Source organism: Bartonella sp. B30(2025) (assembly GCF_053793825.1).
Genome location: NZ_CP200034.1, coordinates 1,527,217 through 1,552,570, shown reverse-complemented (window position 1 = coordinate 1,552,570; position 25,354 = coordinate 1,527,217). Strand labels below are relative to the sequence as shown.

Below are 25,354 nucleotides of genomic sequence, written 5' to 3'. Positions count from 1 at the left end.
GAATCAAATCATTATACATCAAAATTTATAGGCTATACCAATATTAAAATCATTGGTTTTATAGGCAATTTCATATTTACTTTTTATGAATTTCTTTTTACCATAGTCAGAATGACGGTATTCCGCGCGGACAATAACACTATCAGTTAGTGCAAAATCAATGCCGCCCCCAAGTGTATAACCAACTAGAGATTTTTTTTCATCAGATAACTCACCAGAAGCGATCACTACATTTGATATCCCCCTTGTTACTGATATAAACGTAGAGTCCTGAAGCTGAGTATAAGAAACACCACCAGCAATATAAGGCAAAACACGACCAGCCGCAAAACCAATACGCGCTCTTACAGCACCAGCCCATTTTTGTTTTAAAGCAAAACTGTTAGTTCGTTCATCATCTTTTTGGACTCTTTCATAGTCCATTACTTTGATTCCAGCCTCTTTTAACTCTTGCTTAACAACTTTTACCTGATCATCATTCATCTTAAATGGTTTAGCCGCCTTAGTATCACTTTTATTAACCCAAAGAACATCTGTATCAATACCTAGAATAAAACCATTATTAAACTCAAAGTTAGAGCCTGCATAAAAGCCACCAATAAAACCAGATAATTTAGGTGAAAGATCTTTACCAACAGAGATTTTTCCTTCTGGTCCAAGAAGGTGGTCCATTTTATTGTTGCTGGAAAAATTTCCAACCTTACCACCCAAATACAATCCTTCCCAAGAAAAAAGAGGAGAAACAATAACTGGTGAAGCTGTAATATCTGCTATAGGCTCATGGTGAATAATAGCATCTGCTGTCCATCCTTTAGAAACAGAAAAAACAAAAGCAAAAACTGTTACTAACCATTTTGTATTCATAATTTATCTCCCTCATGAATTTGAATATGTGCACTCATATAGAGCCCATCCTCCAAATAACTGTAGTAAAAATAACACATTCAAAAAACAAACGCTCTATTATAGTCTATTATAATAAGCTTTTTTAAAGGTTTAATTCCTTCATAATTAAACTATGTCAAAATGCAAAAGTTTTTATAAAGCTTCTTTTATCACGAATTAAGCAATAATATTCTCTACACGAAATATTTTACAATATAATAACTATAATCACAAAAAAAGAAGCTTTGTTTTTGCAAAGCTTCTTAATGATTAAAACTTATAAAACATTAAAATTTATAAGCTATACCAACACGAAAATCATTGGTTTTATAAGAAATATTGTATTTATCTCTTACTAATTTCTTTTTACCATAATCTGAGTAACGGTATTCTGCACGCATGATAACATTATCAGTCATTGCTAAGTCAATACCTCCTCCAACAGTATAACCAACAAATGATTTCTTTTCATCCACAAAATTACCAAAAGCAATCATTTCATCCGTATTTTGTGCTAATATTGCTATAGACGCAGTATTTTGAACCTGAGAATATGCAACACCACCAGCAATATAAGGCAAAACACGACCAGCCGCAAAACCAATCCGCGCCCTCACAGCACCAGCCCACTTTTGTTGAAAAGTATAACTATCTACCCGTTTATCACCTACTTGAATTCCTTCAGGATCCTCTTCCTGTCCCACTTTGATTTTAATACCGACTTTTTTAAATTCCAGCATAAGAGGTTCTACCACATATGCTGAAAGCGGTTTTTCTTTGATTGTCTGAGTGTTCTTTTTATCAATAAAAACAAAGTCTGTATCAAAGCCAAAAACAAAACCTTTGCCCAAATCAATGTTTGAACCTGCATAAAAACCACCTGCAAAACCTGACAGATTAGGCAAAGCATTTTTATCAATGGGAACTATTTGCCCTTTACGAGCAAAATCTACTTTAGGGCTACCAGAAAAACTACCAATCTCACCACCAATATACGAACCTGTCCAAGAAAAAGTAGGAGAAACCATAACCGGTGCACTCATCGCAGGTGTTACAGCCTTACGATGAATAAAAACATCTGCTGCCCACACAGAGGAAACAGAAAAAGCAAAAGAAGCGGCTGCTAATAACCATTTTATATTCATAATTTATATCCCCCCCCTTGAATTTGAATATGTGGGCTCATATAGAGCCGCTCCTCCAAATGACTATAGTAAAAATAACACATTCAAAAAACAAGCGCTTTATTATAGTCTATTATAATAATTAGTCTATTATAATAAGCTTTTTTAAAGGTTTAATTTCGCCATAATTAAATTATGTCAAAATGCAAAAGTTTTTATAAAGCTTATAAAATATTAAAATTTATAAGCTATACCAACACGAAAATCATTGGTTTTATAAGAAATATCATATTTATCTCTTGCTAATTTCTTTTTACCATAATCTGAATAACGGTATTCTGCACGCATGATAATATTATCAGTCATTGCTAAATCAACACCTCCTCCAACGGTATAACCAACAAATGACTTCTTTTCATCCGCCAAATGACCGAAAGCTAGTCTATCAGCTGTATTTTGTTGTAATATTTCTATCGACGCAGTGCTTTGAAATTGAGAATATGCGACACCACCGGCAATATAAGGCAAAACACGACCGGCAACAAAACCCATACGCGCTCTTAGAGCTCCAGCCCATTTTTGTTTAAAAGTATAACTATCTAATCGTTTGTCACCTTCTTGTATCTTTATCTCCTTTCCTTGGTCCGTTTTTATATGAATACCGGCTTTTTTTAATGTTTCCGTAATTTCATCTACTCGACTCTTTTTAATCGCTCTTCCTTTGACGTTTTGAGTATTTTTTTTACCAATAAAAACAATATCTGTATCAAAACCTATAACAATACCTTTTCCGAACTCAATGTTCGAACCTGCATAAAAACCGCCTACAGATCCTGATAAGTGCGGCATAGTATTTTCGTTAATAGGAATTTTTTGCTCTTTTCGAGTAAACTCAACGTTAGTGTCACCAGAAAAATTGCCAATCTCACCACCAATATACGAACCTGTCCAAGAAAAAGTAGGAGCAACAACAACCGGTGTGGTGACAACAGATGCTACAGGCGCACGGTAAGTGACCATGTCTGCTGCCCATCCTGCAGAAACAGAAAAAGCAAAAGAAGAGGCTGCTATTAACCATTTTATATTCATAATAATCTCCCTCATGCATTTGAATATGTGAGCTCATATAGAGCCGCTTCTCCAAATGTCTGTAGCAAAAATAACACACTCAAAAGACAAAAAACTCTCAGGCATGAAGCACGAATATTTATGAATATCACAAATGAGAACTTATAAAGCCTACCCCCAATTAAAACCTACCCCCAATGAAAAATCAAAACCCCACCCCTCATTAAACTCAACTTTATTTTTTTCAAAAACTTAATATCTCCCCCCGCTTTACAATAATATAACACAAGATTCCAAATCTCATTATTGGCATCAAAATGTAAATAAACAACGCCCTTCACCCTCAATTGTGGAATGCAATCAACTCAAATGAAAATCTTACAACCTGACATTGTTTTTTTTACTTGCTAATAACTCATTGGACCTCTAGACAACTTTGGACGTTCTCGCCTTCCCCCACCAGGAGCATGCCTTTTTTTACGCTTCAACGCTACAGATTCTAATTTTAATTTTTTGGCCTCTTCCCAATTATTATGATCGATATGAGAAAATTCCTTGAGAAGAATTTCACTTAAATGATCACCCAAACCTTTATTAAGAGAGGGATCCTTAAAAGAAATATCTGCCAATTTTTGTGAAATCAAAAGACCTTCTCCCTGAGCTGCAGGAACCAAAGAAAAAGTAAAAACTGTCGTAGAAACCATAATAAAATATTTCATATTCATAACCTTATCTCCATATAAAATATCCATATTGTATTTATATAGTAGACAAGAACCACATGTCTATAAAAAATAACAGGATTATTTATAAACAAAAAAATGTTTTAAAAACAATAATTTGATATATTTCTATTTCAAAATAAAGGAAAATCTTTTAGCTAAGTCAGCTATTAACAAATCACGTATATCGAGATAAATGAAAATATAATATACAGTTTGTGGTTAGTACTAATAGTCTAGATATTTTTACAGCTCACTTCTTTAGCAAGAGTATCTTATACTCTCTTACCTAATACAAACCAACAGTAACTGTGTATATATTGATCCTTTAATACAGTTCCATATTTTTCTGCTATCATCTTCATGATAATATTTATTTGTCATGAAATCTTGAAAAAGAACGCTACATAAAATCAAAATAAAAAAGCGAACAAAGACACCCTTGCCTCTACACAGGCGCTTTGTTCAACCATATGATTTTTTTCTACTTACGATGTTTAAAGCAAATGTAAATATTAAAGTCAGCTATGCGCAAAAATATCAACCTCTGGCCATCCTAAAAGATCGAGTTTTGCCCTCATAGGTAAAAATTGAAAACACGCTTTTGCGACACTTTCCCGCTCTTCACGTCTTAAACGTTCTTCAAGAACATCTTTTAAACGATGCAAATATAACACATCTGATGCTGCATATTCGATTTGTGCACGCGATAAAGTTTCTGCTGCCCAATCAGAAGATTGTTGCTGTTTAGAAATATTGACATTCAACAATTCGCTACAAATTTCTTTTAATCCATGACGGTCCGTATAAGTACGAGTAAGTTTTGAAGCAATCTTTGTACAAAAAACAGCATCTGGCATAACACCAAACGTATGCGCTAAAATAGCAAGATCAAAACGCCCAAAATGAAAAATTTTAGTAATGGTATTATCTTCAAGTAATTTGACTAAATTAGGTGCACTTTTTTGCCCTTTAGCAATCTGTATAACGTCAGCACTACCATCCCCAGAAGAAAGCTGAACAACACATAAACGATCACGATGCGGTTGTAACCCTAAAGTTTCTGTATCAACTGCAACAGCATCAATTTGATAATTATCCAAATTTGGCAAATCACCTTGATGAACACGAATCTCCGTCATTTATCCTCCTATTTTTGCTAAAGTTGCAAGAATCCGCGCCCAAGACCGCTGCCCCTTATGAAACGATTTTAAATTATACTTTTCATTAGGTGAGTGAATACGGTCATCATCTAGTGCAAATCCAACTAAAACCGTTTCCATATCAAGAATGGACTGAAAATCTCCAACAACTGGGATAGACCCTCCCATCGCAGTTAATAAAGCTGGGTTGTTCCATTCTTGTGATAAAGCATCTTTTGCTGCCTTGATAAAAGGTGAATCATAAGGAAGTTGAATTGCTGGAGAAGCGCCATGTTCTTTAAATGCAACTGTACAATCAGCAGGAATAAAGCTTCGCACATAATCACGAAAGGCTTGACGTATTTTCTCTGGATCTTGCTTATGCACTAAGCGAAAAGAAACCTTTGCGCTTGCTTTGGAAGCAATAACGGTTTTAAATCCCTCACCTTCATAGCCACCACTAATACCATTGATTTCTGCTGTAGGACGAGCCCATATTTGTTCTAAAATACTCCTTCCCTTTTCACCGGCAGGAATAGAAAGGCCAATAGGCCCCAAAAATGTCTCAGCATTACAACCAAGCTCATTCCATATTTGTAAAATATGTGACGGTGTTTCTTCCACACCATCATAAAATCCTGGAAGAGTTACTCGACCATTTTCATCATGCAGTCCTGCTAAAATCTTGGACAAAATACGAATAGGATTAGCCGCTGGACCTCCAAAAGAACCAGAATGCAAATCACAATTAGCCGCTGTAACAATGATCTCTTCTCCCAAAAAACCCCGAAGACCAACAGCAATTGATGGTGTATTTGCATCCCACATTGTAGTATCACAAACCAAAGCACAATCAGCTTTCAATTCATCAACATTTTCTTTTAAAAAAGGAATTAAAGAAGAAGATCCACTTTCTTCTTCTCCTTCAAATAAAATAGTAACCTTAACAGGAAGCTGTCCGGTTTCTTTTTTAAAAGCGCGACACGCTTCAATAAAAGTCATAAGCTGACCTTTATCATCTGAAGCGCCACGTGCACAAATGACTTTTTCGCCCCCTTGTTCTTTTATAGATGGCTTAAACGGATCATCTTCCCATAAATTGAGTGGATCAACAGGCTGAACATCATAATGCCCATAAAAAAGCACATGCAAACAATTTTCTGAAGCGCCTGGATGATGCCCAACAACCATCGGATGACCAGGTGTATCACGACGCGAAGCATTAAAACCAATACTTTTTAGATCTTCCACTAACCAATCAGCGGTTTTGCGACAGATATCCTTATAGGCAGGATCTGTAGAAATTGATTGAAAACGTAAAAGAGAAAAAAGGCGCTCAAGACTCTTTTCTATATTCTCATCAAGATGTGTCAATACTCTATTCAGCATAAAAACCCTCTCAAGTCTTGTACAATTGCAGATGTGACTTTAAGCTTCTTCTTAAATTTTTCAAGCCACCTTATTCACTTTTGACACTGCAAGCAGTAAAAACTCGAACGCCCTGATTGCAAAATTCGTACTATAGACATCCCACATTGCAAACATTCTTCTCCCTCGCGACCATAAACTGAGAAAGTGTGCTGAAAATAGCCAAGTGAGCCATCAACATGCTTATAATCACGCAAAGAAGAGCCACCAGATAAAATTGCTTCAGAAATTACATTGCGTATATTTTGTGCTAAAGAATCTGCAAATTCACGTGCACGGATCGTTTTTAGTGCTAATGTAAATGCGCAACGCTTAGGAGATAAGCGGCTACGCCAAAGCGCTTCACAAACATAAATATTTCCAAGACCCGCAACAATAGACTGATCAAGCAAAGCGCCTTTAAGAGATTGTTTTTTATTAATAAAAGACTTTTGTAAATAATCACCAGAAAACGCATTACTCATAGGCTCAAGACCTAATTTCTTTAAAAGTGGATGTTCATAAAGCCTGTTGGTATCCACTAAAAGCATAAACCCAAAACGACGAGCATCATTATAAATGAGACGATAAACTTTTCCACTTTTTGATTGAACATCCATTACAAAATGATCATGTGCAACAAATTTTTCTGTAAAAGAACATTCTTGTCTTAAAACTTTATCTTCTATGCGCCATGATCCTGACATTCCTAAATGACTCAAAATTGTTTCACCTTGTGAAAGGTAAAACAACAAATATTTCGCACGCCGACCAAGATCTAGAATTATTCTCCCCACAAGCCGTTCAGAAAACGCCTCTGGAAAAGGAAACCGCAAATTTTTACGATTAAGTGTAACTGATAATATCTTTGCGCCATTCACAACTGGATCAAGACCACGGCGAACCGTTTCGACTTCAGGGAGCTCTGGCATCCATTTTCCCAATAATTAAACATTTACAAAAACATTAAACCCATTCACCTTGGCGAAGTATAGGAATTTTTGTACCCTCCTGTGTAATGCCGTCTATATCAATTTCACCTGAGCCAATCATCCAATCAATATGAATCATACTTTTATTACCACCACGCGCTGCAATTTCTTCTGCTGTTAATGATGCACCATTTAAAAAGCACTTAGAATAACATTGTCCTAAAGCAATATGACATGCGGCATTTTCGTCAAATAATGTGTTATAAAAAAGAAGATTACTCTTAGAAATCGGTGACGAATGAGGAACAAGAGCAACCTCGCCTAATCGACTTGCACCCTCATCGCTTTGTAAAACCTTTTGCAAAACTGCCTCACCTTTCAAAGCACGCGCATCAACAATACGCCCCGCTTCAAAACGCATCTCAATGTCATCAATACGTGTCCCTTGATAAGAAAGAGGCTTCGTTGAACGAACAAAACCTTCAACCTTATATGCATGAGGAGTGGTGAATACTTCTTCCGTTGGAATATTAGGATTACAAACAACACCATTTTGAGCCACTGATGCACCACCGTGCCATTCATGATCATCTGCCAAGCCAACCTTCAAATCAGTCCCCGGTCCTGTAAAATGCAAAACAGAAAAACGTTGTTCATTAAGCCAAGATGACCGTTGTTTTAAAATTGCATTATGTACCTTCCATGCATGCACTGGATCATCTTCCGTAACACGAGACGCTGCAAAAACTGCATCGGCTAATTTTTTAATTGCTTCATTAAGCGGCAAAGAAGGGAATACCGCTTTAGCCCACCCTGCCGTGGGATATGCAACTATCGACCAATTCATGGAAAAATTGGATATTTCTTTAAGTGCAGGCTGATATGCTATCGAAGCGGCCTTATTTAAACGTGTCACCCTATTCAAATCTTGATCAGCAAGCAAAAAAGGATCATCGCCAGTAATTGCTAAACGAGCAGCACCATTTTCAAAAGCCTTTGCCATGCCCTCATATAACCAAGAAGGTGCACAATCAAAACTTGCATCACGTGCATTCTCAAAGCGCATAAGTGACAATACGTCATCGCTAAAAAATGGTGTAACCACACCAGCACCAGCTCTATAAGCATGATATGCAATGCGCCGAACAAAAGGTAAAGCAACAATTGGAGCTGTCAAAATAAGATTTTGCTCTTCTTGTAAATTAAGCCCTACTTTTACAGCAACTTCCGCAAGACGATCAAGCATTTCAGATGAAACTGTTTCATAAATATCAAGGCACATTACCAATATCCTTTTTTTGATTATGAGAATATTACCGACTTCTATACCGCTCTTCCAACATTGCAACAATTGCAATTAACTGATCTGATGAAGGTACTGCATATGCCACAGCCATTTCATTTTCTTTTTTCTGATTTGTGCGATCAGGTGCAAACGTAGGAATGGGCACCTTATCAAGCTGTACAACAACAAAAGGCGTAATATGTGACGTATCCGCCTGAGCTATATCTATTGCAATCGATGTATTTTGTTTCTCTTCTATCTTTACGTCACTATTTGTTACTAAATTTTCATCCGTGAAGCTTGGCACATTGCCGGCGCGCTCTTGAGCAAAAGCAAAAGCAACATCATAAGGACGATTGTTAGCTGGAACTTGGCGCGAACCATCACGCGCGCGCCTTTCATAAAAAGCATTGCCTCCAGCTATACGAACATAGTGCATATTTTTATAAGGATAAGAAAAACCAGCTGTATGAAAAAACATAGCATCTTTAACTTTTTTGTCTCGTTCTCCGCGCAAAACAGCATCGGCAGCCTCTCTAGCACGAGCAACAGATGCTGGCTCAGTCATAGGACGCGTTAAAACACCAGGGGCGAACTGCTTATGTTGACCAACGACCCCACAGATCGTCTTTGGATAAGCACTTGAATTAACACGATTCATAACAACCGTTCCCACTGCAATCATCCCTTCGCGACTTGTACGATTAGATTCAAAATACATTGCCCTCATAAGACATTGATGCTCAGTCGACGGATAAACCACAGCCTGTATCTTCTTGTCATCATTTACTTTGTTAAAAGCAAACTTATTTAATGTACATCCTCCAGTGACTAATGATGCTACACAGCAGATCATTAAAACAATAAAACGATCTTTTTTCATTTTACACAATACATTTCCATATCTTTAAATGTTGCAAATAAGATGTCATAAAAAAAACATTTATGTGAAAAAAATTAAAAATTCTTAATAAAAGACATGATTTTGTCATAAAATGCACAAAATTTTTATACAATTTCAATAATTATGAAATATTACCTATAAAGATAGCCTTAAAATTTATGGCTACCCTATTGCAGCGCACCACAAAAAAACACATCATTATTTCAAGATCAAAAAAATGAAAGCTAAAATTATCTGCGTTAATATTAAATCTGCAAATAAAAAAAATGCCTTCTCAACATCAATTTTAGCAAAATAATAAAAAGCTTTTCTTTTCATTGATGCATAAATGGTAACGACACTTCATATCCAAGCATATCTAACTTAAACAATTTACAGCACAGCTTTTAAAAATATTTTTGCTTTCTTTCTTATTACCCATAACGCACAAACTTTACCTCTCTCCTTCGATTATCCTGAAAGAGTCCACAACGTTTCTTGTTTTCAACAAAAAATCATTTTTATACATCTAAGCTGTATATCTTAATTTGTTTTTCTCTCTCCTACCCCAACCTTGTATGTAAGATCATCGCGAGGACGATCAGCAGACATATGATAACCCGTTATGATATAATGCAGCGTTTCAGCAATATTGGTAACGTGATCGCCAATGCGCTCAATGTTTTTCACACAAAAAAGTAAATGCGTGCAAACCGTTATATTGCGTGCATCTTCTGCCATATAAGCCAAAAGCTCTCGAAAAAGAGAAGTATAAAGAGTATCAATTTCATCATCACGCTCACGCACGGCATCTACATGTTCTAATAAACGGCTTGTATAAGCATTTAAAACATCTCTTAACTGATTGAGCGCCAAAGCTGTGATCGTTTCCAACCGACAATAAAAAGCTGCAGGTTGACGAATTTCTGAAATAGCGACCGTACGCTTAGCAATATTTTTAGCCATGTCTCCAATCCGCTCAAGATCGGCAGAAATACGAATAGCTCCAACAATTTCACGTAAATCAACAGCCATCGGTTGACGCTTACAAATAACCGTAATTGCTTTTTCATCAATATCGCGTTCTGCTTCATCCATAAATAAATCATCCGCGATAACTGTATCAGCAAGCTGGAGATCATTATATACGATTGAAGCAACAGAACGTTGAACCATTTTCTCAGCATGACTACCCATTTGCGTAATCTTTGATGTCAAATATTTTAATTCTGCATCATAAGAACGAACAGTATGGTTCATAGACATTTTTTTTACACTCCTCAAATTTACCTATCCAAAACGCCCTGTAATATAATCTTGTGTTCGCTGTTCTTTTGGTGAATTGAATATCATTTCAGTTTTACCAACTTCTACCAAGTGTCCCAAATGGAACATAGCTGTATATTGAGAAACCCGTACTGCTTGCTGCATTGAATGTGTTACAATAACAATTGTATAATTTTTCCGTAGCTCATCAATAAGCTCTTCAATACGTGCTGTTGCGATTGGATCAAGTGCAGAACAGGGCTCATCCATTAAAATAACCTCAGGATTAACAGCAATAGCACGCGCAATACATAAACGTTGTTGCTGTCCTCCTGACAAACTTGTTCCTGCATCATGAAGTCGATCTTTTACTTCTTCAAATAACCCTGCTTGCCTCAGACTTTTTTCCACTACATCACGCAATTCAGCACGCGATTTAACTAAACCATGAATGCGTGGTCCATAAGCAACATTTTCAAAAATAGACTTAGGAAAAGGGCTTGGTTTTTGAAAAACCATACCAACTCGCGCACGCAATTCTACTACATCAATACGCGGGTCATAAATATCTTCCCCATCCAAAGTAAGAAGACCTGTTACTTTAGCTCCCTCAATAATGTCATTCATACGGTTAAAACAGCGTAAAAAAGTTGACTTTCCGCAACCTGACGGACCGATTAGAGCCGTAACCCGGTGCTCAGGGATATCAAGAGTAATACCATGGAGAACTTCTTTTTCTCCATAAAAAACTTTTACATCCTGACCACGCATTTTAATCTTCATGACAAAATTTACCTCATTTTAGAACAAAAATTTTATCGAAATTAGTAATGCCGTTCAAATCGTCGGCGCAAAAAAGCAGCAACAATATTCATGATAACAAGAAAAATTATCAATACGATAATAGCGCCTGATGTCTTTTCAACAAAGGCGCGTTCTACTTCACCCGCCCACATAAAAATTTGAACTGGCAAAGCTGTTGCTGGATCCATTGGTGTAGCAGGAATATTCACAACAAAGGCAACCATTCCAATTAAAAGTAAAGGTGCAGTTTCACCTAAAGCTTGAGCCACACCAATAATCGTTCCTGTTACAATACCAGGTATAGCTAAAGGAACAACATGGTGAAAAACCATTTGTGTTTTCGACGCTCCTAGTCCTAAAGCCGCCGCGCGAATAGAAGAAGGAACAGCCCGTAAAGCAGAACGCGTTGCAATAATAATTGTTGGTAGTGTCATGAGAGCTAAAACAAGCCCACCAACAAGAGAGGCTGAACGCGGTAAACCAAAAAAATTAATAAAAACAGCAAGTCCTAAAAGACCAAAAACAATTGAAGGAACAGCGGCAAGATTATTGATATTAATTTCAATGAAATCTGTAAATTTATTTTTACGTGCATATTCTTCAAGATAAATAGCTGTGGCTACGCCTATAGGCAGCGAAATCACTAAAACAATAGCCATCATATAAAAAGAACCAATTATAGCGACACCTAATCCTGCAACCTCAGCACGACTTGAATCACCAAATGTAAAAAAGCTAAAGTTAAACGTTTTATAAAGTGTACCATCATGAATCAAACGTCTCATCCATTCCACTTGACGATCAGAAACTTTACGTTTTGTTTCCGCAACACGCAAATCAATCTGCCCTTTATAAGCAGAATCAATATCTGCTGCGACTAAAGCTGTAACTTTCTGCGTTGTTCCAATAAGTTTTGGATTCTTTGTCACCATTTCGCGCAATTGAACGCGCACACTGCTTGAAAACATACGATTAACTTCACGCATTAGAGCTCGATCATTTTTATCTACATTAAGCTTTTGTGCCAAAGCATTACGGACAAGAACCGGATAATTCGCAGTTATTAATACCTTTGGATCTATTTCTCGTTGATTATTTGGATCGATAACTTTTTCATCCAAATAAACTGATAATGTTATTTTACTTTGAAAGAAAGCTGAGTATCCCTGACTAATGACAGACCATAAAAGCGCAAATAAAAAGAAAAAACCAATAAAAATAGCTATTAAACCATACGCTCGAAAACGACGTTCGGCCCAACGTCTACGTTTGAGACCAATATTGCGACGATGCGAACAAAAAGCTTCACTCATTCATATTGTTCCCGATATCTTCGCACAATGTAAAGCGCAAAAATATTCATCAAAAAAGTTATAATAAAAAGAGTCATTCCCAAAGCAAAAGCAACAAGAGTTTGTGGAGAATTAAATTCAAAATCACCCGTTAATTGATTGACAATCTTAACCGTCATTGTAGTCATTGCTTCAAACGGGTTAAGAGTTAAATTTGCTAAAACACCCGCTGCTAAAACGACAATCATTGTCTCTCCAATTGCGCGTGATGCTGTTAATAAAATTGCCCCTATAATTCCCGGGAGAGCAGCTGGTATCACGACTTTTTTTATTGTTTCAGATTGTGTTGCTCCTAAACCATAAGATCCTTCACGCAAAAAACGTGGAACAGCCGTAATAACATCATCTGACAAAGAAGAAACAAAAGGGATCAACATAATCCCCATTACAAATCCAGCTGTCAAAACACTTTGCGCCATAATAAAACCAACACCACCAGAAAGAAAAATGGAGAGATCATGCAAAAATGGACCGACAATCTTTAAAGCAAAAAAACCATATACAATAGTTGGAATGCCAGCAAGCATTTCCAACAATGGTTTAACAATTGATCGCAATCGAGGTGACGCATATTCAGCCATATAAAGAGCTGAAAATAACCCTATTGGAACAGCAAAAAGCATTGCTACAAACGCAATATAAAGCGTACCAGCAAGTAATGGTATTAAACCAAATTGTCCCACTTCATTCCCTGAACCACTAGATGAAAAACGTGGATCCCAAACCGTTCCAAAAAAGAAATTTGAAAAGGATACAGACTGAAAAAAGTTCATCGTTTGCAAAAATAAAGAAAGTGCAATACCCACTGTCGTTAAAACAGCGACGATAGATGCACAAATCAATCCAATAACAATAAAGCGTTCAACTTTATTGCGCGCACGCTGACGCGGAGAAACTTGCATAGTTCCTAAAATAAAGCCACCGAGAGAAATGATAAAACATAAGCTAGCACCAATAAATTGGTGCCTTTCAGAAGAAGAATACCATAATTGTACTATTCTTAATACATTATCGGGAGCTTCTTTTGGCAAAATGAACCCCTTTGCAAACAATTGTGCTTGCACCTCACTATATGAAACATTAGCGAGATCCCCCTGAAAATGATGAATAACTTTAACTAAACTACGGATAATTTCTAAAACAAGATCGGGGTTAACAACCTCTGTCACACATGCACTACATTCCCGCACCTCTCGCGCAGCACTATACTCTAAATAAACTGCGCTCCCGCTATCCCACAAAATCAAAAAGATGAATGCTGGGATAATAGTCATCAAAAATGTCCACCAGCCATAATAATATGCACGAGAATGCATCTTACATTGTGCATATTCAAAATAACGGGCTCGCATATAAGAAATGCAAAAACCAATAGAACCAAAAATTAATAAGAGAAAAACAATAAAAGAAATGTGCATATCATTTTCAATTTTTATAAATAAGCAGCACGATAAACTCCTATACCGCAATGTAGAACATTATTTCAAAGTCATCTGCTACTAGCAGAAAAAGCAGAACGTTGCGCCAATCGTTCTTTTTCAGAAGCCGCAACTAAACCATATTCAACCAATGGACTATTTGGACCAATCATTTGATCAGAAATAAAAAAGTCAACATATTCTCGCAAACCTGGCACAATATCTAAATGTGCTTTCTTAACATAGAAGAAAAGTGGACGAAAAACTGGATATGTGCCAGTAGAAATTGTTTCAGCAGTGGGTAAAAAACCATTGATATATGCAGCCTTTAACCTATCAGCATTATTTTCATAAAAAGACAAACTAAAGACACCAATCCCTGTTTTGTTAGAAGTCAAGCGAGCAAAGGTTTCAGAATAATCACCATCAATATCAACAACCTTTCCATCTTTACGTATAGAAACACAAGCGGCATGTATCTCTTTATTATTCATACCTAAAGATTTCATTACCTCAACTGCACCGCTGTCCCGACAACCTACAACGAGCAATTTTTCTTCAAAAACTTCACGCGTTCCATGCTTTTCTCCAGGAATATAAGCTGCTATCACCCAGTCAGGCAAAACATTGTTAATTTCGTTCCATTTCAAAGTTTTGTTTGATTGCAATTCCCCATTTATAACAACCTGAGCAGCCAGTGCTCTATAAATATCTACCGGTCGCAACTTCCAATCAGGGCCATTGATATCTGTGGCAAAAACAATGCCATCATATCCGATGAGTATTTCTTCAACATCTGTTACGCCAGCATTAAAACAAGACTGCAATTCGCTTTGTTTCATTGCTCGCGAAGTATTAACAATATCAATTGTGTTTTCTCCAATGCCGCGGCAAAAATCTTTAATACCAGCACCAGATCCACCAGATTCAATAATTGGAACCTTAAAATTAGGGTAAATTTCTCCAAATATCTCAGCCACAATTTTTTGGTAAGGGAGCACTGTTGATGAACCCGCAATCCGAATTTGATCACGAGCATTGCTAGCACTCACCGATAATACAAGCGCAAAAGCTATCCCCATTCCAATTGATAGCAATTTACTCATCTGTACACTCCTAAAAATATGAAGCAAAACCTCTCATTCACACCATATGACAATCAGGATTTAATTCATATTTTCAATATGATAAATATAAAAAAACAACATTCATACTTTTTTTAACAGAACTATGTTTTAAGTTCTCCTTTTTAACGAATTTAACTTGAACATTTCAGTTCAATGATATCCCAAAAAAGATTAGCAATATCCGCACCACCAAAGTTTTTAATTTCTCGAATTCCAGTAGGAGATGTAACATTAATTTCTGTCATATAATCTCCAATCACATCAATTCCCACGAGGATAAGACCACGTTCTCGCAAAGCTGGACCAATGCGTTCGCAAATCTCATAATCACGTTTTGTTAAATCAATATTTTCTGCCTGCCCTCCAACATGCATATTAGAGCGGATATCCATTTTAGCTGCAATCCGATTAATGGCTCCCACGGGATTACCATCAAGCAAAATAATACGTTTGTCTCCTTTTTGTACATCATTCAAATAGCGCTGAACAATAAAAGGTTCACGATAAATTTGTGCAAACATTTCTAACAATGATGCTAAATTGCGATCATCTTGCCTTAAATAAAAAACACCTGTTCCTCCATTACCGTAAAGCGGTTTAATAATAATGTCACCAAACTGATCTCTAAAAGACTTTACTTCTTCCATGTCGTTTGTAATCAATGTTTCTGGCATCAAATCAGAAAATTCAGTAACAAAAATTTTTTCTGGACTATTACGCACCCATACTGGATCATTCACAACCAGTGTTTTAGGGTGTACACGTTCTAATAAATGTGTTGTAGTAATATAATTTAAATCAAAAGGGGGGTCTTGGCGTAAAAGAACAACATCCATATCCTTCAATTCCGTGCGCACAGGTGTCTCTAATTGATAATGGCATTCTTCTTTATCCTGCACTGTCAATGGCTCTAACCATGCAATCACACAGCTATTGTACATAGATAAACGATCTGGAGTATAATGAAAAAGAGAGTGTCCACGTTCTTGCGCTGCCAAAGCAAGCGCAAATGTAGTATCTCCTTGAATCCGAACTGTTGAGATATGATCCATCTGAATAGCAATTTTCATGAACAAAGCCTTTCTGTAATTAAAGCGGACTAGTCTATGCGCAATAAATTTAGTAAACAATAAAGGAACTATGACAAGAGAAAGCTGATGATACAAGACGCTGAGAAAAAATTAAGTAATGAAGAAATTGAACGTTACGCACGCCACATTATTTTGCCGGAAATTGGTGGGATAGGACAACAAAAGCTTAAGGCTGCGCGCGTTCTTGTCATTGGTGCAGGGGGTCTTGGTGCGCCGGCTCTAATTTATTTGGCTGCAGCAGGCGTTGGCACTCTTGGAATTGTTGATGACGACATCGTTTCACGCTCCAATTTACAGCGCCAAGTGATTCATAAAACAGACACAATTAATCAATGCAAAACTGACAGTGCCAAAGCTACTATAGAAGCAATAAATCCCCATGTTGCAGTTGAAAAACACTATTTACGCTTGGATAAAAGTAATGTGGATAAACTATTAAACGCCTATCATATAATTATTGATGGAAGTGATAATTTCGCCACACATTATCTGCTTGCTGATCATGCTGCTCAATGCGAAAAACCTTTAATAAGCGGAGCTGTAGAACGTTTTAATGGATCACTAACAGTGCTCATGCCGTATAAAGACAATAATCCTCACTATCGTGATTTATTCCCGAACCCTCCAGCGCCTGGTATTATTCCAACATGTGCTGAAGCTGGAATCATCGGAGCTTTACCTGGAGTGATTGGAACATTGCAAGCAATGGAAGCCATTAAACTTATTACCAACATCGGCCAGCCTTTAGTAGGAAAAATTCTTCTCTATAATGGATTATCAGCACAATTTAATACAATCACCTATAAGCGATCAGATTCTAACGCAAATGCGGCAGACATCAAAGCCTTTGTATAAGCATTTTTAGGTTTAGAAAAAATATGATCAGCACAACCATGCTCAACCATTTCTCCGTTGCGCATAACAATCACTTCATGCGCCAACGCTTTAACAACTTTCAAATCATGACTAATAAATAGATAACCTAAATGATATTTTTGTTGTAAATGACGTAAAAGATCAATAATCTGGGCCTGTATACTTACATCAAGAGAAGATGTTGGCTCATCAAGCATTATGAAGCGCGGCTTGAGAATAATTGCACGTGCGAGAGCAATTCTCTGTCTTTGTCCACCAGAGAATTCATGTGGATAACGATGCCGAGTAGAGGGATCAAGGTTAACTTCATATAAAGCTTCAATCACACGATCATTGCGTTCAGAATAGGAAAGTTGCGGTTCATGGACTGATAACCCTTCAGCAATAATTTCATTTACAGACATTCTCGGAGAAAGTGAACCGAAAGGATCTTGAAAAACAATCTGAATATGGCGACGTAAAGGACGCATCTGCTTAAAAGTAAAATTGCTAATATCAGTATCACCAAAAAAAATCTGCCCTTTAGAAGATAACATTCGTATCAACGCAAGCCCCAATGTTGTTTTTCCTGAACCCGATTCGCCCACAACACCAAGCGTTTGACCAACACGAATTGTAATATCCACATCCTGAACAGCTTTTACAGAATCCACTGTCCGGCGCAATAAACCTTTTTTAATAGGAAACCAAACACGAATTTTTTGACCTTGCATCAAAATAGGCGCACTATGATCTGCTTGAAGTGGATATCCTTTCGGTTCTGCAGCCAATAATTGTTTTGTATAAGGCTGTTGAGGGTTTTCAAACAATTCATTTGTTAAACCACTTTCAACAATCTTTCCTTTCCTCATAACATAAACTCTATCAGCAATACAGCGTACAATCGTCAAATTATGAGTAATAAAAAGCATCGACATATTATTGCGCTTTTTAAGTCGCATCAAAAGTTCGAGGATTTTTGCTTGAACCGTAACATCAAGTGCTGTTGTCGGCTCATCAGCAATTAAAAGCTGTGGGTTATTTGCAAGCGCCATAGCAATCATCACGCGTTGCCGTTGTCCACCCGACAATTGGTGGGGAAATGATTCTAAACGTTTTTGTGGTTCACGAATTCCCACCTGAGACAACAAATCAATAACGCGTGCACGCAATAATTGATTTGGCACATTTGCATGTATTTTGAGAACTTCACTTATTTGGCTCTCTACATCATGCAAAGGATTAAGAGCTGTCATTGGCTCTTGAAAAATCATAGCAATATCTTTACCACGAACTTTACGCAGTTCTTCTTTTGTTTTTTTTAATAAATCCTGCTTATTAAAAATAATTTTGCCCGATTGATAAAGATTTTTTGTCGAAGACAATAATTGCAAAATAGATAACGCTGTTACTGACTTTCCAGAACCCGATTCTCCCACCAGAGCAACTGTTTCTCCTTCTTTAATTTCAAAAGAAATTTGTTCAATGATATATTTTTTTTCTTCTGCTTGACATAATGCCACCGAAAGATCACTTACTGAAAGCAAATTTGTCATTGTAATGTTTTCCGCGGGTCAAAAGCATCTCGCGCAGCTTCGCCAATAAATGCCAATAACGATAATATCACAGCAATAACAACAAACCCTGTGATGCCAATCCAAGGAGCGTTCAAGTTCATAGTCGCTTGCCGCACCAATTCCCCTAAAGAAGGATAACCAGGGGGAAGACCAAAACCTAAATAATCAAGCGATGTGAGTAATGAAACTCCCGATGTTAATAAAAATGGCATATAAGTTAAAGCAGCAACCATCGCATTCGGTAATAAATGCCGTACCATTATAGCACTATTAGGGACCCCTAAAGCACGTGCAGCATCGACATAGGTAAAATTGCGCGCACGCAAAAATTCTGCTCGCACAACCCCAACCAATGTTACCCATTGAAACAGAAGCATAACTCCCAGTAACACCCAGAAACCCTGTGCTAAAACCGCAGCCATGATAATGACTAAATAAAGTGAAGGAACAGAAGACCATATTTCAATCAGCCGCTGAAAAATTAAATCAACCCAACCACCAAAATAGCCCTGAACAGCTCCTGCTGTAACACCAATAATAGTAGAAATAAGCGTTAAAAGAATACTAAAAATTATTGATACACGAAAACCATATAAAGCGCGCGCAAAGATATCACGTGTTAGATCATCCGTCCCAAGCCAATTCCATCGACTGATTGTACATTCTGGATCAGCACTTCCCTGTGCGTAATTAACACAACGTTCCTCTTTGCTTTGAAGCCAAAAAGGAGGTGCCAATGCCATAGTTTTATTGCCTACAACCGTATTATAAGAATAATGCACTAGCGGCCACACGGCCCAACCATGTTGCGCAATTTCATTCTGAATAAAAGGATCGCGAAAATCTGCTATAATTAAATTTCCACCAAATTTTTCATCAGAATAGTCAAAAAAAATAGGAAACAGCAGCTCTTTTTTATAATAAGCAATGATTGGACGATCATTGGCAATAAATTCTGCTGAAAATGAACATAAACATAAAAAGAAAAAGATCCATAATGACCACCAACCGCGCCGATTTTGCTTAAAATTATGCCAACGGCGTGCATTTAATGGAGAAAAAAAAGGCTCTTTTTGCAATTTAGAACCTTGCGAGCTGTTATATCTTTCTTCTCGCATTATAAATCCTTTTTATCAAAATCAATCCTTGGATCGACTAGCATATAAACGATATCAGACATGAGACTAACAACTAAACCAATTAACGAAAAAATATAAAGAGAAGCAAATACAACAGAATAATCACGATTAACGATAGAGGTATAACTTAAAAGCCCTATACCATTTAGGGAATAGAGCAGTTCAATCAATAAAGATCCACTAAAAAATGATGTCATAAAAGTTGTCGGAAAACACGCAATCACAATTAAAATTGCATTGCGAAAAACATGCCCATAAAGAATCGAACGCTCACTTAACCCCTTAGCGCGCGCTGTGATAACATATTGCTGACGAATTTCCTCTAAAAAACAATTTTTTGTTAGCAAAGTCGTTGTAGCAAAAGCAGAAATAGTCATTGCCGTTAAAGGAAGAACCAAATGATAAATGTAATCTAATATTTTTCCTCCAAAAGACAATTGGTCAAAATTATCAGACGTTAAATGACTTAATGGAAACCAATTTAAAAAAGAGCCTCCAGCAAAAAAAACGATTAAAAAAACACCAAAGAGAAAACTTGGAATGGCATAACCAATGATGACAACAGTACTTGTCCATACATCAAAAGCTTCCCCCTCTTTCAAAGCCTTACGGATTCCTAACGGTATAGAAATAGCATAGGAAATCAGCAAATGCCAAAACCCAAGCGAAAGGGAAACGGGTAAAGCACTTTTAATAAGCTCAATTACTGAACGCCCCTGTGTATAAGAATCCCCAAAATCAAACCGCAGGTAACAACCAATCATTGTAAAATAACGTTCTAAAGGAGGCCTATCAAACCCAAATTGCTTTTCAAGTTTTGCAATAAATTCTGGATCTAGCCCTTGTCCACCGCGGTATTTAAAATCTCCAGAAGAATATGATCCAGCATTTGCACCATTTAAAATAACATCAGAAGAAAGACCAGTATCACTCCCTCCACCTACTCGTCCTAATGCATCACCACCCACGCCTTGTAGCTGAGCAATAATATTTTCAATAGGCCCACCCGGTGTAAATTGAACAATGATAAACGTCACCGTTAAGATACCAATGAGTGTCGGTATAATAAGTAAAAGACGCCGCAAAATATAGGCTGCCATTTTTTTATTTTTACCTTCTGATACGATTCACCAAATCAATTTTAAATAATGTATCAGTAATGACTCCAATTATAAATCCATAACGATCTTTTTTTAATCTTATAAAATCTAAATTACAAAAAATATTACACGTTTTGCTAAAATGAGCACTCTAACGTAACTCAATCTAATACATTTTCTTTATTCTCCACTGGCAAAGAAGCAGGATGATCAGATAAACTCCGCAAATAAAGCAAAAGGTCAGCACGATCTTGATCATTTTCGATTCCACGAAAAGACATTATTGTTCCTGGAAAGGCTTTACGTGGTGATTGTAGATAATGATCTAAAGTCATAAAATCCCATATTTTATCAGAATTTGCACGCAACGCTCGTGAATAAGCAAAATCCGCTGTATTCGCCAAAGGACGATTAACTATCTCCCAAAGTGATGGACCAACGCGACGCAGCCCTTTATCTTTAGAAGAAGTATGGCATACGGCACATCGGCGAAAAATTTTACGTCCATTTTCAAAATCACCTTGTTGAAGACGATCGTTTAATGATAAAAAAGACACTGATATTTGCTGATTTTCTTTGAGTGCATTATTTTCCGTAACTTTATGAGGAAGTTGCATCGCTTCAGAGTTATGATAAACCCTATTGCTCATCTTAGGAATGACCATCCACATAATCAGCAAAAACAAACAGACACAAGCAAAACAAGCAACAATTAAGCGTTTCTTCATAAAAATTCAAATGTTCATACTTTTCATTATAGCTTTTAGCTTAAACCCTTTCTTGATATTACACAATACTATAAATGAAATGCATCACATATAACATTTGGAATTTCATGATGGTTATTGACCCAATTATTTTTATTCCCGCTCGAATAGGATCAACACGTTTACCTCAAAAAGCTTTAGCTGATATCGCTGGAAAACCAATGATCGTACATGTTGCTGAACAAGCCAAAAAAGCTGCAATAGGACGTACTATCGTTGCAACAGATCACAATGACATTGCCAAAGCTGTTACAGCTTACGGACATGAGTGTATCATTACACGTAACGATCATAAATCTGGGTCTGATCGTATTTATGAAGCTCTAACCAATATTGACCCTGGACAACGATACAATACCATCTTGAATTTACAAGGTGATTTGCCAACAATAACCCCCAATGAAATTATCAGCTCTTTACAACCCTTAGAAAATAACTTAACGGATATAGCAACTTTAGGAGCTAAAATTGTTGATGAAGAAGAAAAAATAGATCCGAATATCGTAAAAATTGTTGGTACACCGCTTTCTCAAAATCGCCTTCGTGCTCTTTACTTTACCCGCGCAACAGCGCCTTATGGAAATGGTTCCCTATATCATCATATTGGAATATACGCCTATCGACGCGAAGCACTTGAACGGTTTATAACTCTCAAACCTTCTACACTTGAGCAACGTGAAAAGCTTGAACAATTGCGCGCATTAGAACATAACATGCGTATTGATGTAGAAATAATCGATACAATTCCTTTAGGGGTAGACACACAGCATGATCTTGACAAAGTACGTAAAATTTTAACATGAAAATAGCTAGAAAAACGAATAAAATTTCTTTTCAAGGGGAATATGGTGCTAATTCTCATATTGCTTGCTCTAATACGTTTCCCGATATGGAAGCGGTACCTTCTGCCACTTTTGAAGATGCACTCAATTTAGTAAAGAGTGAACAAGTTGACCTTGCTATGATTCCAATTGAAAATACTCTTGCTGGTCGCGTTGCGGATATTCATCACCTTTTGCCACAATCCTCTCTCTACATCATTGGAGAATATTTTTTACCTATTCATTTTCAATTAATTGTTTTGCCTGGCGTTACACATGAAGAAATCGAAACCGTTCACAGTCATGTTCATGCTCTTGCACAATGCCGTAACATTATACGGAATAATAACTGGAAGCCTGTTATTGCTGCCGATACAGCTGGAGCTGCAAAATTTATAAAAAGAAGTGCTAAGCGTTCACAGGCAGCTTTAGCATCTTTTCTTGCAGCAGAAATTTATGAACTTGATATTCTTGAAAAAAATGTTGAAGATAGTCTTCATAACATAACTCGTTTTGTCATTCTTTCACGCTCTCAACAGCATGTACCAAGACCTCAAAATGGCGAAAAAATCATTACAAGCCTTCTTTTTCGAGTGCGCAATGTACCAGCAGCTCTTTATAAAGCTATGGGGGGATTTGCTACAAATGGTATCAATATGACAAAATTAGAAAGCTACCAAATTGATGGAAACTTTAATGCAACACAATTTTTCGTTGATATTGAAGGGCATCCTGAAGATCCTATGATGCAACTTGCCTTAGAAGAATTATCTTTCTTTTCTACTGAATTTCGCATTATTGGCGTATACCCTGCTAAAAAAGATCGAACACTGCAGGCACAATAAACAAATAACAAATAAATTGTATCATTTTTCTTTGACACAAAAAATTTAAAAACTTTATGACGCAGTTCACCTTAAAAAAACTATCTCTCTTTTTTCAACCATTTTTCAGGAGAATTTTAAAAAAACAAATAGCAACTTTTTACAGTGAAAAGCTCAAATTTTCTGATAACATTCCTCAATGAATTCATATCATAGCAAACGCCAGTTTAACGAGCCGAACACTAACACAAAAAATTAAAGATAAATGTTTCTTTTTCTATTTATACCACTTATAAACAGAGAAAAAGCTCTTTAAAGATCTCAATGCGCTTTCGTAGAACTTATTTCAATAGAATGATTGTAAAATTTTCAAATGGAAATAGAAAACTATTTAAAAAATAGTTTTATAAAGCTAAAAAATTTAGCTGAGCCTTTCGTTTCTGAGATGAACTCGTATTTTCATATTTATAAAAGCTGATTTACAAATAATTATATCGAAAATAAAAGAGAAAATATAATGAAAAAAATCTTCACTCAAGGATTATTAGCTGCAAATATTCTGACTTACTCTCATGCTGCATTTGCTGGATTTGGCGAAAAAAACTGGAGTTTTGCACCAAATGAAAGCATTACGATTAGTAAGTCTGACATAATACCTCAGGGCGTTGAATACTCTTGCAAGGTATTTAATCCTTCAAAAGCTTCTTTTACTTTATCCTACTCTGCTTCTTCAGACTTGGATAAATTAGGAATTGTTGCTGATGATAAAGAGAAAATAACACATGATAAGAAAAATAAAATCTTTATACTTAAAGATATAACATCTCTTGATATAAGCTTTCCATCATCTGGAAATTACATCTTTAAAAATATTACTAATCAAAAAGTAATAGGAATAGGTTGCGATACTGGAGATTACGATTAACAATATTTTCAAGAAAAAAACATTTGAGTTTCTGAGTAAACTTATCCAAACATTGAAAAAGCTCTTTTCAAACTCAAATATAACAGACTTTCAAAGCTTAATTTCCTATGAAATGAAATCTTTATTCTTGTACAACGAAATGAAATATTAACTGATTTTTCAATCAATTAAATTATTTTTGTTATGAGAATCATTCTTAACAATAACATAGCATCCCCTCTTTCGATCAGATCACCGCACAATTATTACAAACTGCATCGTATACAAATTACAATCATAAACAGAAAAAGCGCAAAATCTGCTTTAGTTCTGTAAATATGTTCTATATTTTATCTAGTATAATATAGACAACAATGTTGAATAAAGTTGAATAAAATAAATATGAAATGAACTATTCCAATGAATATGAATAAATCGCTGGTCTTATTTGGTATCCATAGAGTAAAAAATTAAACTAAAAATAAAATTTTTCACCATTCTTGCTACATTTTTTGTTTCTTAGCTTGATTTTTCATTTTAAATTGACAATATGAACTTGGGAGGTTGGTGATGGACGAACAGTTCGCCAACCGGGTCAGGTCTGGAAAGAAGCAGCCCCAACGGATTTTTGTACGGGTCATAGTACCAGCCTCCTATTTTTGTCTGATAAGGCGCTTTTTGATCGCTTTCTGGTCAAGATTTTTGATCTTTAAATCAGCATTGTGTGTATAAAAAGTGACGGAATTGGGCTCAGTTTTAAGTAGATTTTCCTATCCTCTCAAAAATAATTTGATTGAAAAAAAATCCTTCTGTATGAGAGAATGCTGTTAGTTTGCGCTTTTGTATTATATAAACAGACTC

At 36.3% G+C, this 25,354-nt stretch carries 23 protein-coding genes and 1 other RNA gene; 5 read left to right on the top strand and 19 right to left on the bottom strand.

Going from position 1 to position 25,354, the window contains the following annotated elements; all coding sequences use genetic code 11:
• Positions 1-18: 18 nt before the first annotated feature.
• From V4P55_RS06630 to gshB, 15 genes are all read right to left on the bottom strand, one after another.
• On the bottom strand, positions 19-864 hold the full coding sequence (locus V4P55_RS06630; RefSeq protein ID WP_455474305.1) for an outer membrane protein: 846 nt from the start codon (positions 862-864) through the stop codon (positions 19-21).
• Between the two features lie 308 nt (positions 865-1,172).
• The gene (locus tag V4P55_RS06625; RefSeq protein WP_455474304.1) at positions 1,173-2,030 is read right to left on the bottom strand and encodes an outer membrane protein; all 858 of its coding nucleotides are present in this window, start codon (positions 2,028-2,030) and stop codon (positions 1,173-1,175) included.
• 213 nt (positions 2,031-2,243) lie between these two features.
• Positions 2,244-3,098, bottom strand: a complete 855-nt coding sequence (locus tag V4P55_RS06620; RefSeq protein ID WP_455474303.1) for an outer membrane protein — start codon at positions 3,096-3,098, stop codon at positions 2,244-2,246.
• Positions 3,099-3,484: 386 nt separating this feature from the next.
• Entirely contained in the window at positions 3,485-3,802 is a 318-nt protein-coding gene (locus V4P55_RS06615; RefSeq protein WP_455474302.1) for a hypothetical protein, read from the bottom strand.
• Positions 3,803-4,320: 518 nt separating this feature from the next.
• Positions 4,321-4,941, bottom strand: coding sequence for a ribonuclease D (locus V4P55_RS06610; protein WP_455474300.1), 621 nt, complete (start codon positions 4,939-4,941; stop codon positions 4,321-4,323).
• Positions 4,942-6,330 carry a M20/M25/M40 family metallo-hydrolase gene (locus tag V4P55_RS06605; protein WP_455474299.1) on the bottom strand — a complete coding sequence of 463 codons (1,389 nt, stop codon included), beginning with the start codon at positions 6,328-6,330 and terminating at the stop codon, positions 4,942-4,944.
• A gap of 74 nt (positions 6,331-6,404) precedes the next feature.
• Positions 6,405-7,280: a bifunctional DNA-formamidopyrimidine glycosylase/DNA-(apurinic or apyrimidinic site) lyase gene (gene mutM, locus V4P55_RS06600; protein ID WP_455474298.1), complete on the bottom strand. Its 876-nt coding sequence runs from the start codon at positions 7,278-7,280 to the stop codon at positions 6,405-6,407.
• A gap of 34 nt (positions 7,281-7,314) precedes the next feature.
• A complete protein-coding gene (locus V4P55_RS06595; RefSeq protein WP_455474296.1) occupies positions 7,315-8,562 on the bottom strand; it encodes an aminopeptidase in 1,248 nt (415 codons plus the stop codon).
• 31 nt (positions 8,563-8,593) lie between these two features.
• Positions 8,594-9,448, bottom strand: coding sequence for a cell wall hydrolase (locus tag V4P55_RS06590; protein ID WP_455474295.1), 855 nt, complete (start codon positions 9,446-9,448; stop codon positions 8,594-8,596).
• Between the two features lie 543 nt (positions 9,449-9,991).
• Positions 9,992-10,714, bottom strand: a complete 723-nt coding sequence (phoU, locus tag V4P55_RS06585; protein ID WP_455474294.1) for a phosphate signaling complex protein PhoU — start codon at positions 10,712-10,714, stop codon at positions 9,992-9,994.
• Positions 10,715-10,738: 24 nt separating this feature from the next.
• On the bottom strand, positions 10,739-11,497 hold the full coding sequence (gene pstB / locus V4P55_RS06580) for a phosphate ABC transporter ATP-binding protein PstB (protein ID WP_455474293.1): 759 nt from the start codon (positions 11,495-11,497) through the stop codon (positions 10,739-10,741).
• A gap of 41 nt (positions 11,498-11,538) precedes the next feature.
• Complete coding sequence (gene pstA, locus V4P55_RS06575) at positions 11,539-12,831, bottom strand: phosphate ABC transporter permease PstA (RefSeq protein ID WP_455474292.1); 1,293 nt, start codon at positions 12,829-12,831, stop codon at positions 11,539-11,541.
• Entirely contained in the window at positions 12,828-14,288 is a 1,461-nt protein-coding gene (gene pstC, locus V4P55_RS06570; RefSeq protein ID WP_455474291.1) for a phosphate ABC transporter permease subunit PstC, read from the bottom strand. The genes pstA and pstC overlap by 4 nt, the downstream gene beginning before the upstream one ends.
• Positions 14,289-14,359: 71 nt before the next feature.
• Complete coding sequence (locus V4P55_RS06565) at positions 14,360-15,394, bottom strand: PstS family phosphate ABC transporter substrate-binding protein (RefSeq protein ID WP_455474290.1); 1,035 nt, start codon at positions 15,392-15,394, stop codon at positions 14,360-14,362.
• Positions 15,395-15,546: 152 nt separating this feature from the next.
• The gene (gshB, locus tag V4P55_RS06560; protein ID WP_455474289.1) at positions 15,547-16,485 is read right to left on the bottom strand and encodes a glutathione synthase; all 939 of its coding nucleotides are present in this window, start codon (positions 16,483-16,485) and stop codon (positions 15,547-15,549) included.
• A gap of 87 nt (positions 16,486-16,572) precedes the next feature.
• Between gshB and V4P55_RS06555 the strand changes: the two genes are divergently transcribed.
• On the top strand, positions 16,573-17,361 hold the full coding sequence (locus V4P55_RS06555; RefSeq protein WP_455474288.1) for a molybdopterin-synthase adenylyltransferase MoeB: 789 nt from the start codon (positions 16,573-16,575) through the stop codon (positions 17,359-17,361).
• On the opposite strand, the gene V4P55_RS06550 is transcribed toward V4P55_RS06555, so the two are convergent.
• The 4 genes from V4P55_RS06550 to V4P55_RS06535 all read right to left on the bottom strand — a co-directional run bounded on the left by V4P55_RS06550 (position 17,307) and on the right by V4P55_RS06535 (position 21,905).
• A complete protein-coding gene (locus tag V4P55_RS06550) occupies positions 17,307-18,917 on the bottom strand; it encodes an ABC transporter ATP-binding protein (RefSeq protein ID WP_455474286.1) in 1,611 nt (536 codons plus the stop codon). The two genes, V4P55_RS06555 and V4P55_RS06550, sit on opposite strands and share 55 nt — an antisense overlap.
• A complete protein-coding gene (locus V4P55_RS06545) occupies positions 18,914-20,056 on the bottom strand; it encodes an ABC transporter permease (RefSeq protein WP_455474285.1) in 1,143 nt (380 codons plus the stop codon). The genes V4P55_RS06550 and V4P55_RS06545 overlap by 4 nt, the downstream gene beginning before the upstream one ends.
• Complete coding sequence (locus V4P55_RS06540; protein WP_455474284.1) at positions 20,056-21,177, bottom strand: microcin C ABC transporter permease YejB; 1,122 nt, start codon at positions 21,175-21,177, stop codon at positions 20,056-20,058. Before V4P55_RS06540 ends, V4P55_RS06545 begins: the two co-directional genes overlap by 1 nt.
• Positions 21,178-21,338: 161 nt before the next feature.
• Entirely contained in the window at positions 21,339-21,905 is a 567-nt protein-coding gene (locus V4P55_RS06535) for a c-type cytochrome (RefSeq protein ID WP_455474283.1), read from the bottom strand.
• A gap of 110 nt (positions 21,906-22,015) precedes the next feature.
• Between V4P55_RS06535 and V4P55_RS06530 the strand changes: the two genes are divergently transcribed.
• The 4 genes from V4P55_RS06530 (at position 22,016) to ffs (ending at position 25,150) form a co-directional block, all read left to right on the top strand.
• Positions 22,016-22,747, top strand: coding sequence for a 3-deoxy-manno-octulosonate cytidylyltransferase (locus tag V4P55_RS06530; protein WP_455475070.1), 732 nt, complete (start codon positions 22,016-22,018; stop codon positions 22,745-22,747).
• Positions 22,744-23,610, top strand: coding sequence for a prephenate dehydratase (locus V4P55_RS06525; protein WP_455474282.1), 867 nt, complete (start codon positions 22,744-22,746; stop codon positions 23,608-23,610). The genes V4P55_RS06530 and V4P55_RS06525 overlap by 4 nt, the downstream gene beginning before the upstream one ends.
• Positions 23,611-24,106: 496 nt before the next feature.
• On the top strand, positions 24,107-24,514 hold the full coding sequence (locus tag V4P55_RS06520) for a hypothetical protein (RefSeq protein ID WP_455474281.1): 408 nt from the start codon (positions 24,107-24,109) through the stop codon (positions 24,512-24,514).
• 538 nt (positions 24,515-25,052) lie between these two features.
• Positions 25,053-25,150, top strand: an RNA gene (gene ffs / locus V4P55_RS06515) — signal recognition particle sRNA small type.
• The last annotated feature ends 204 nt before the right edge of the window (positions 25,151-25,354 follow it).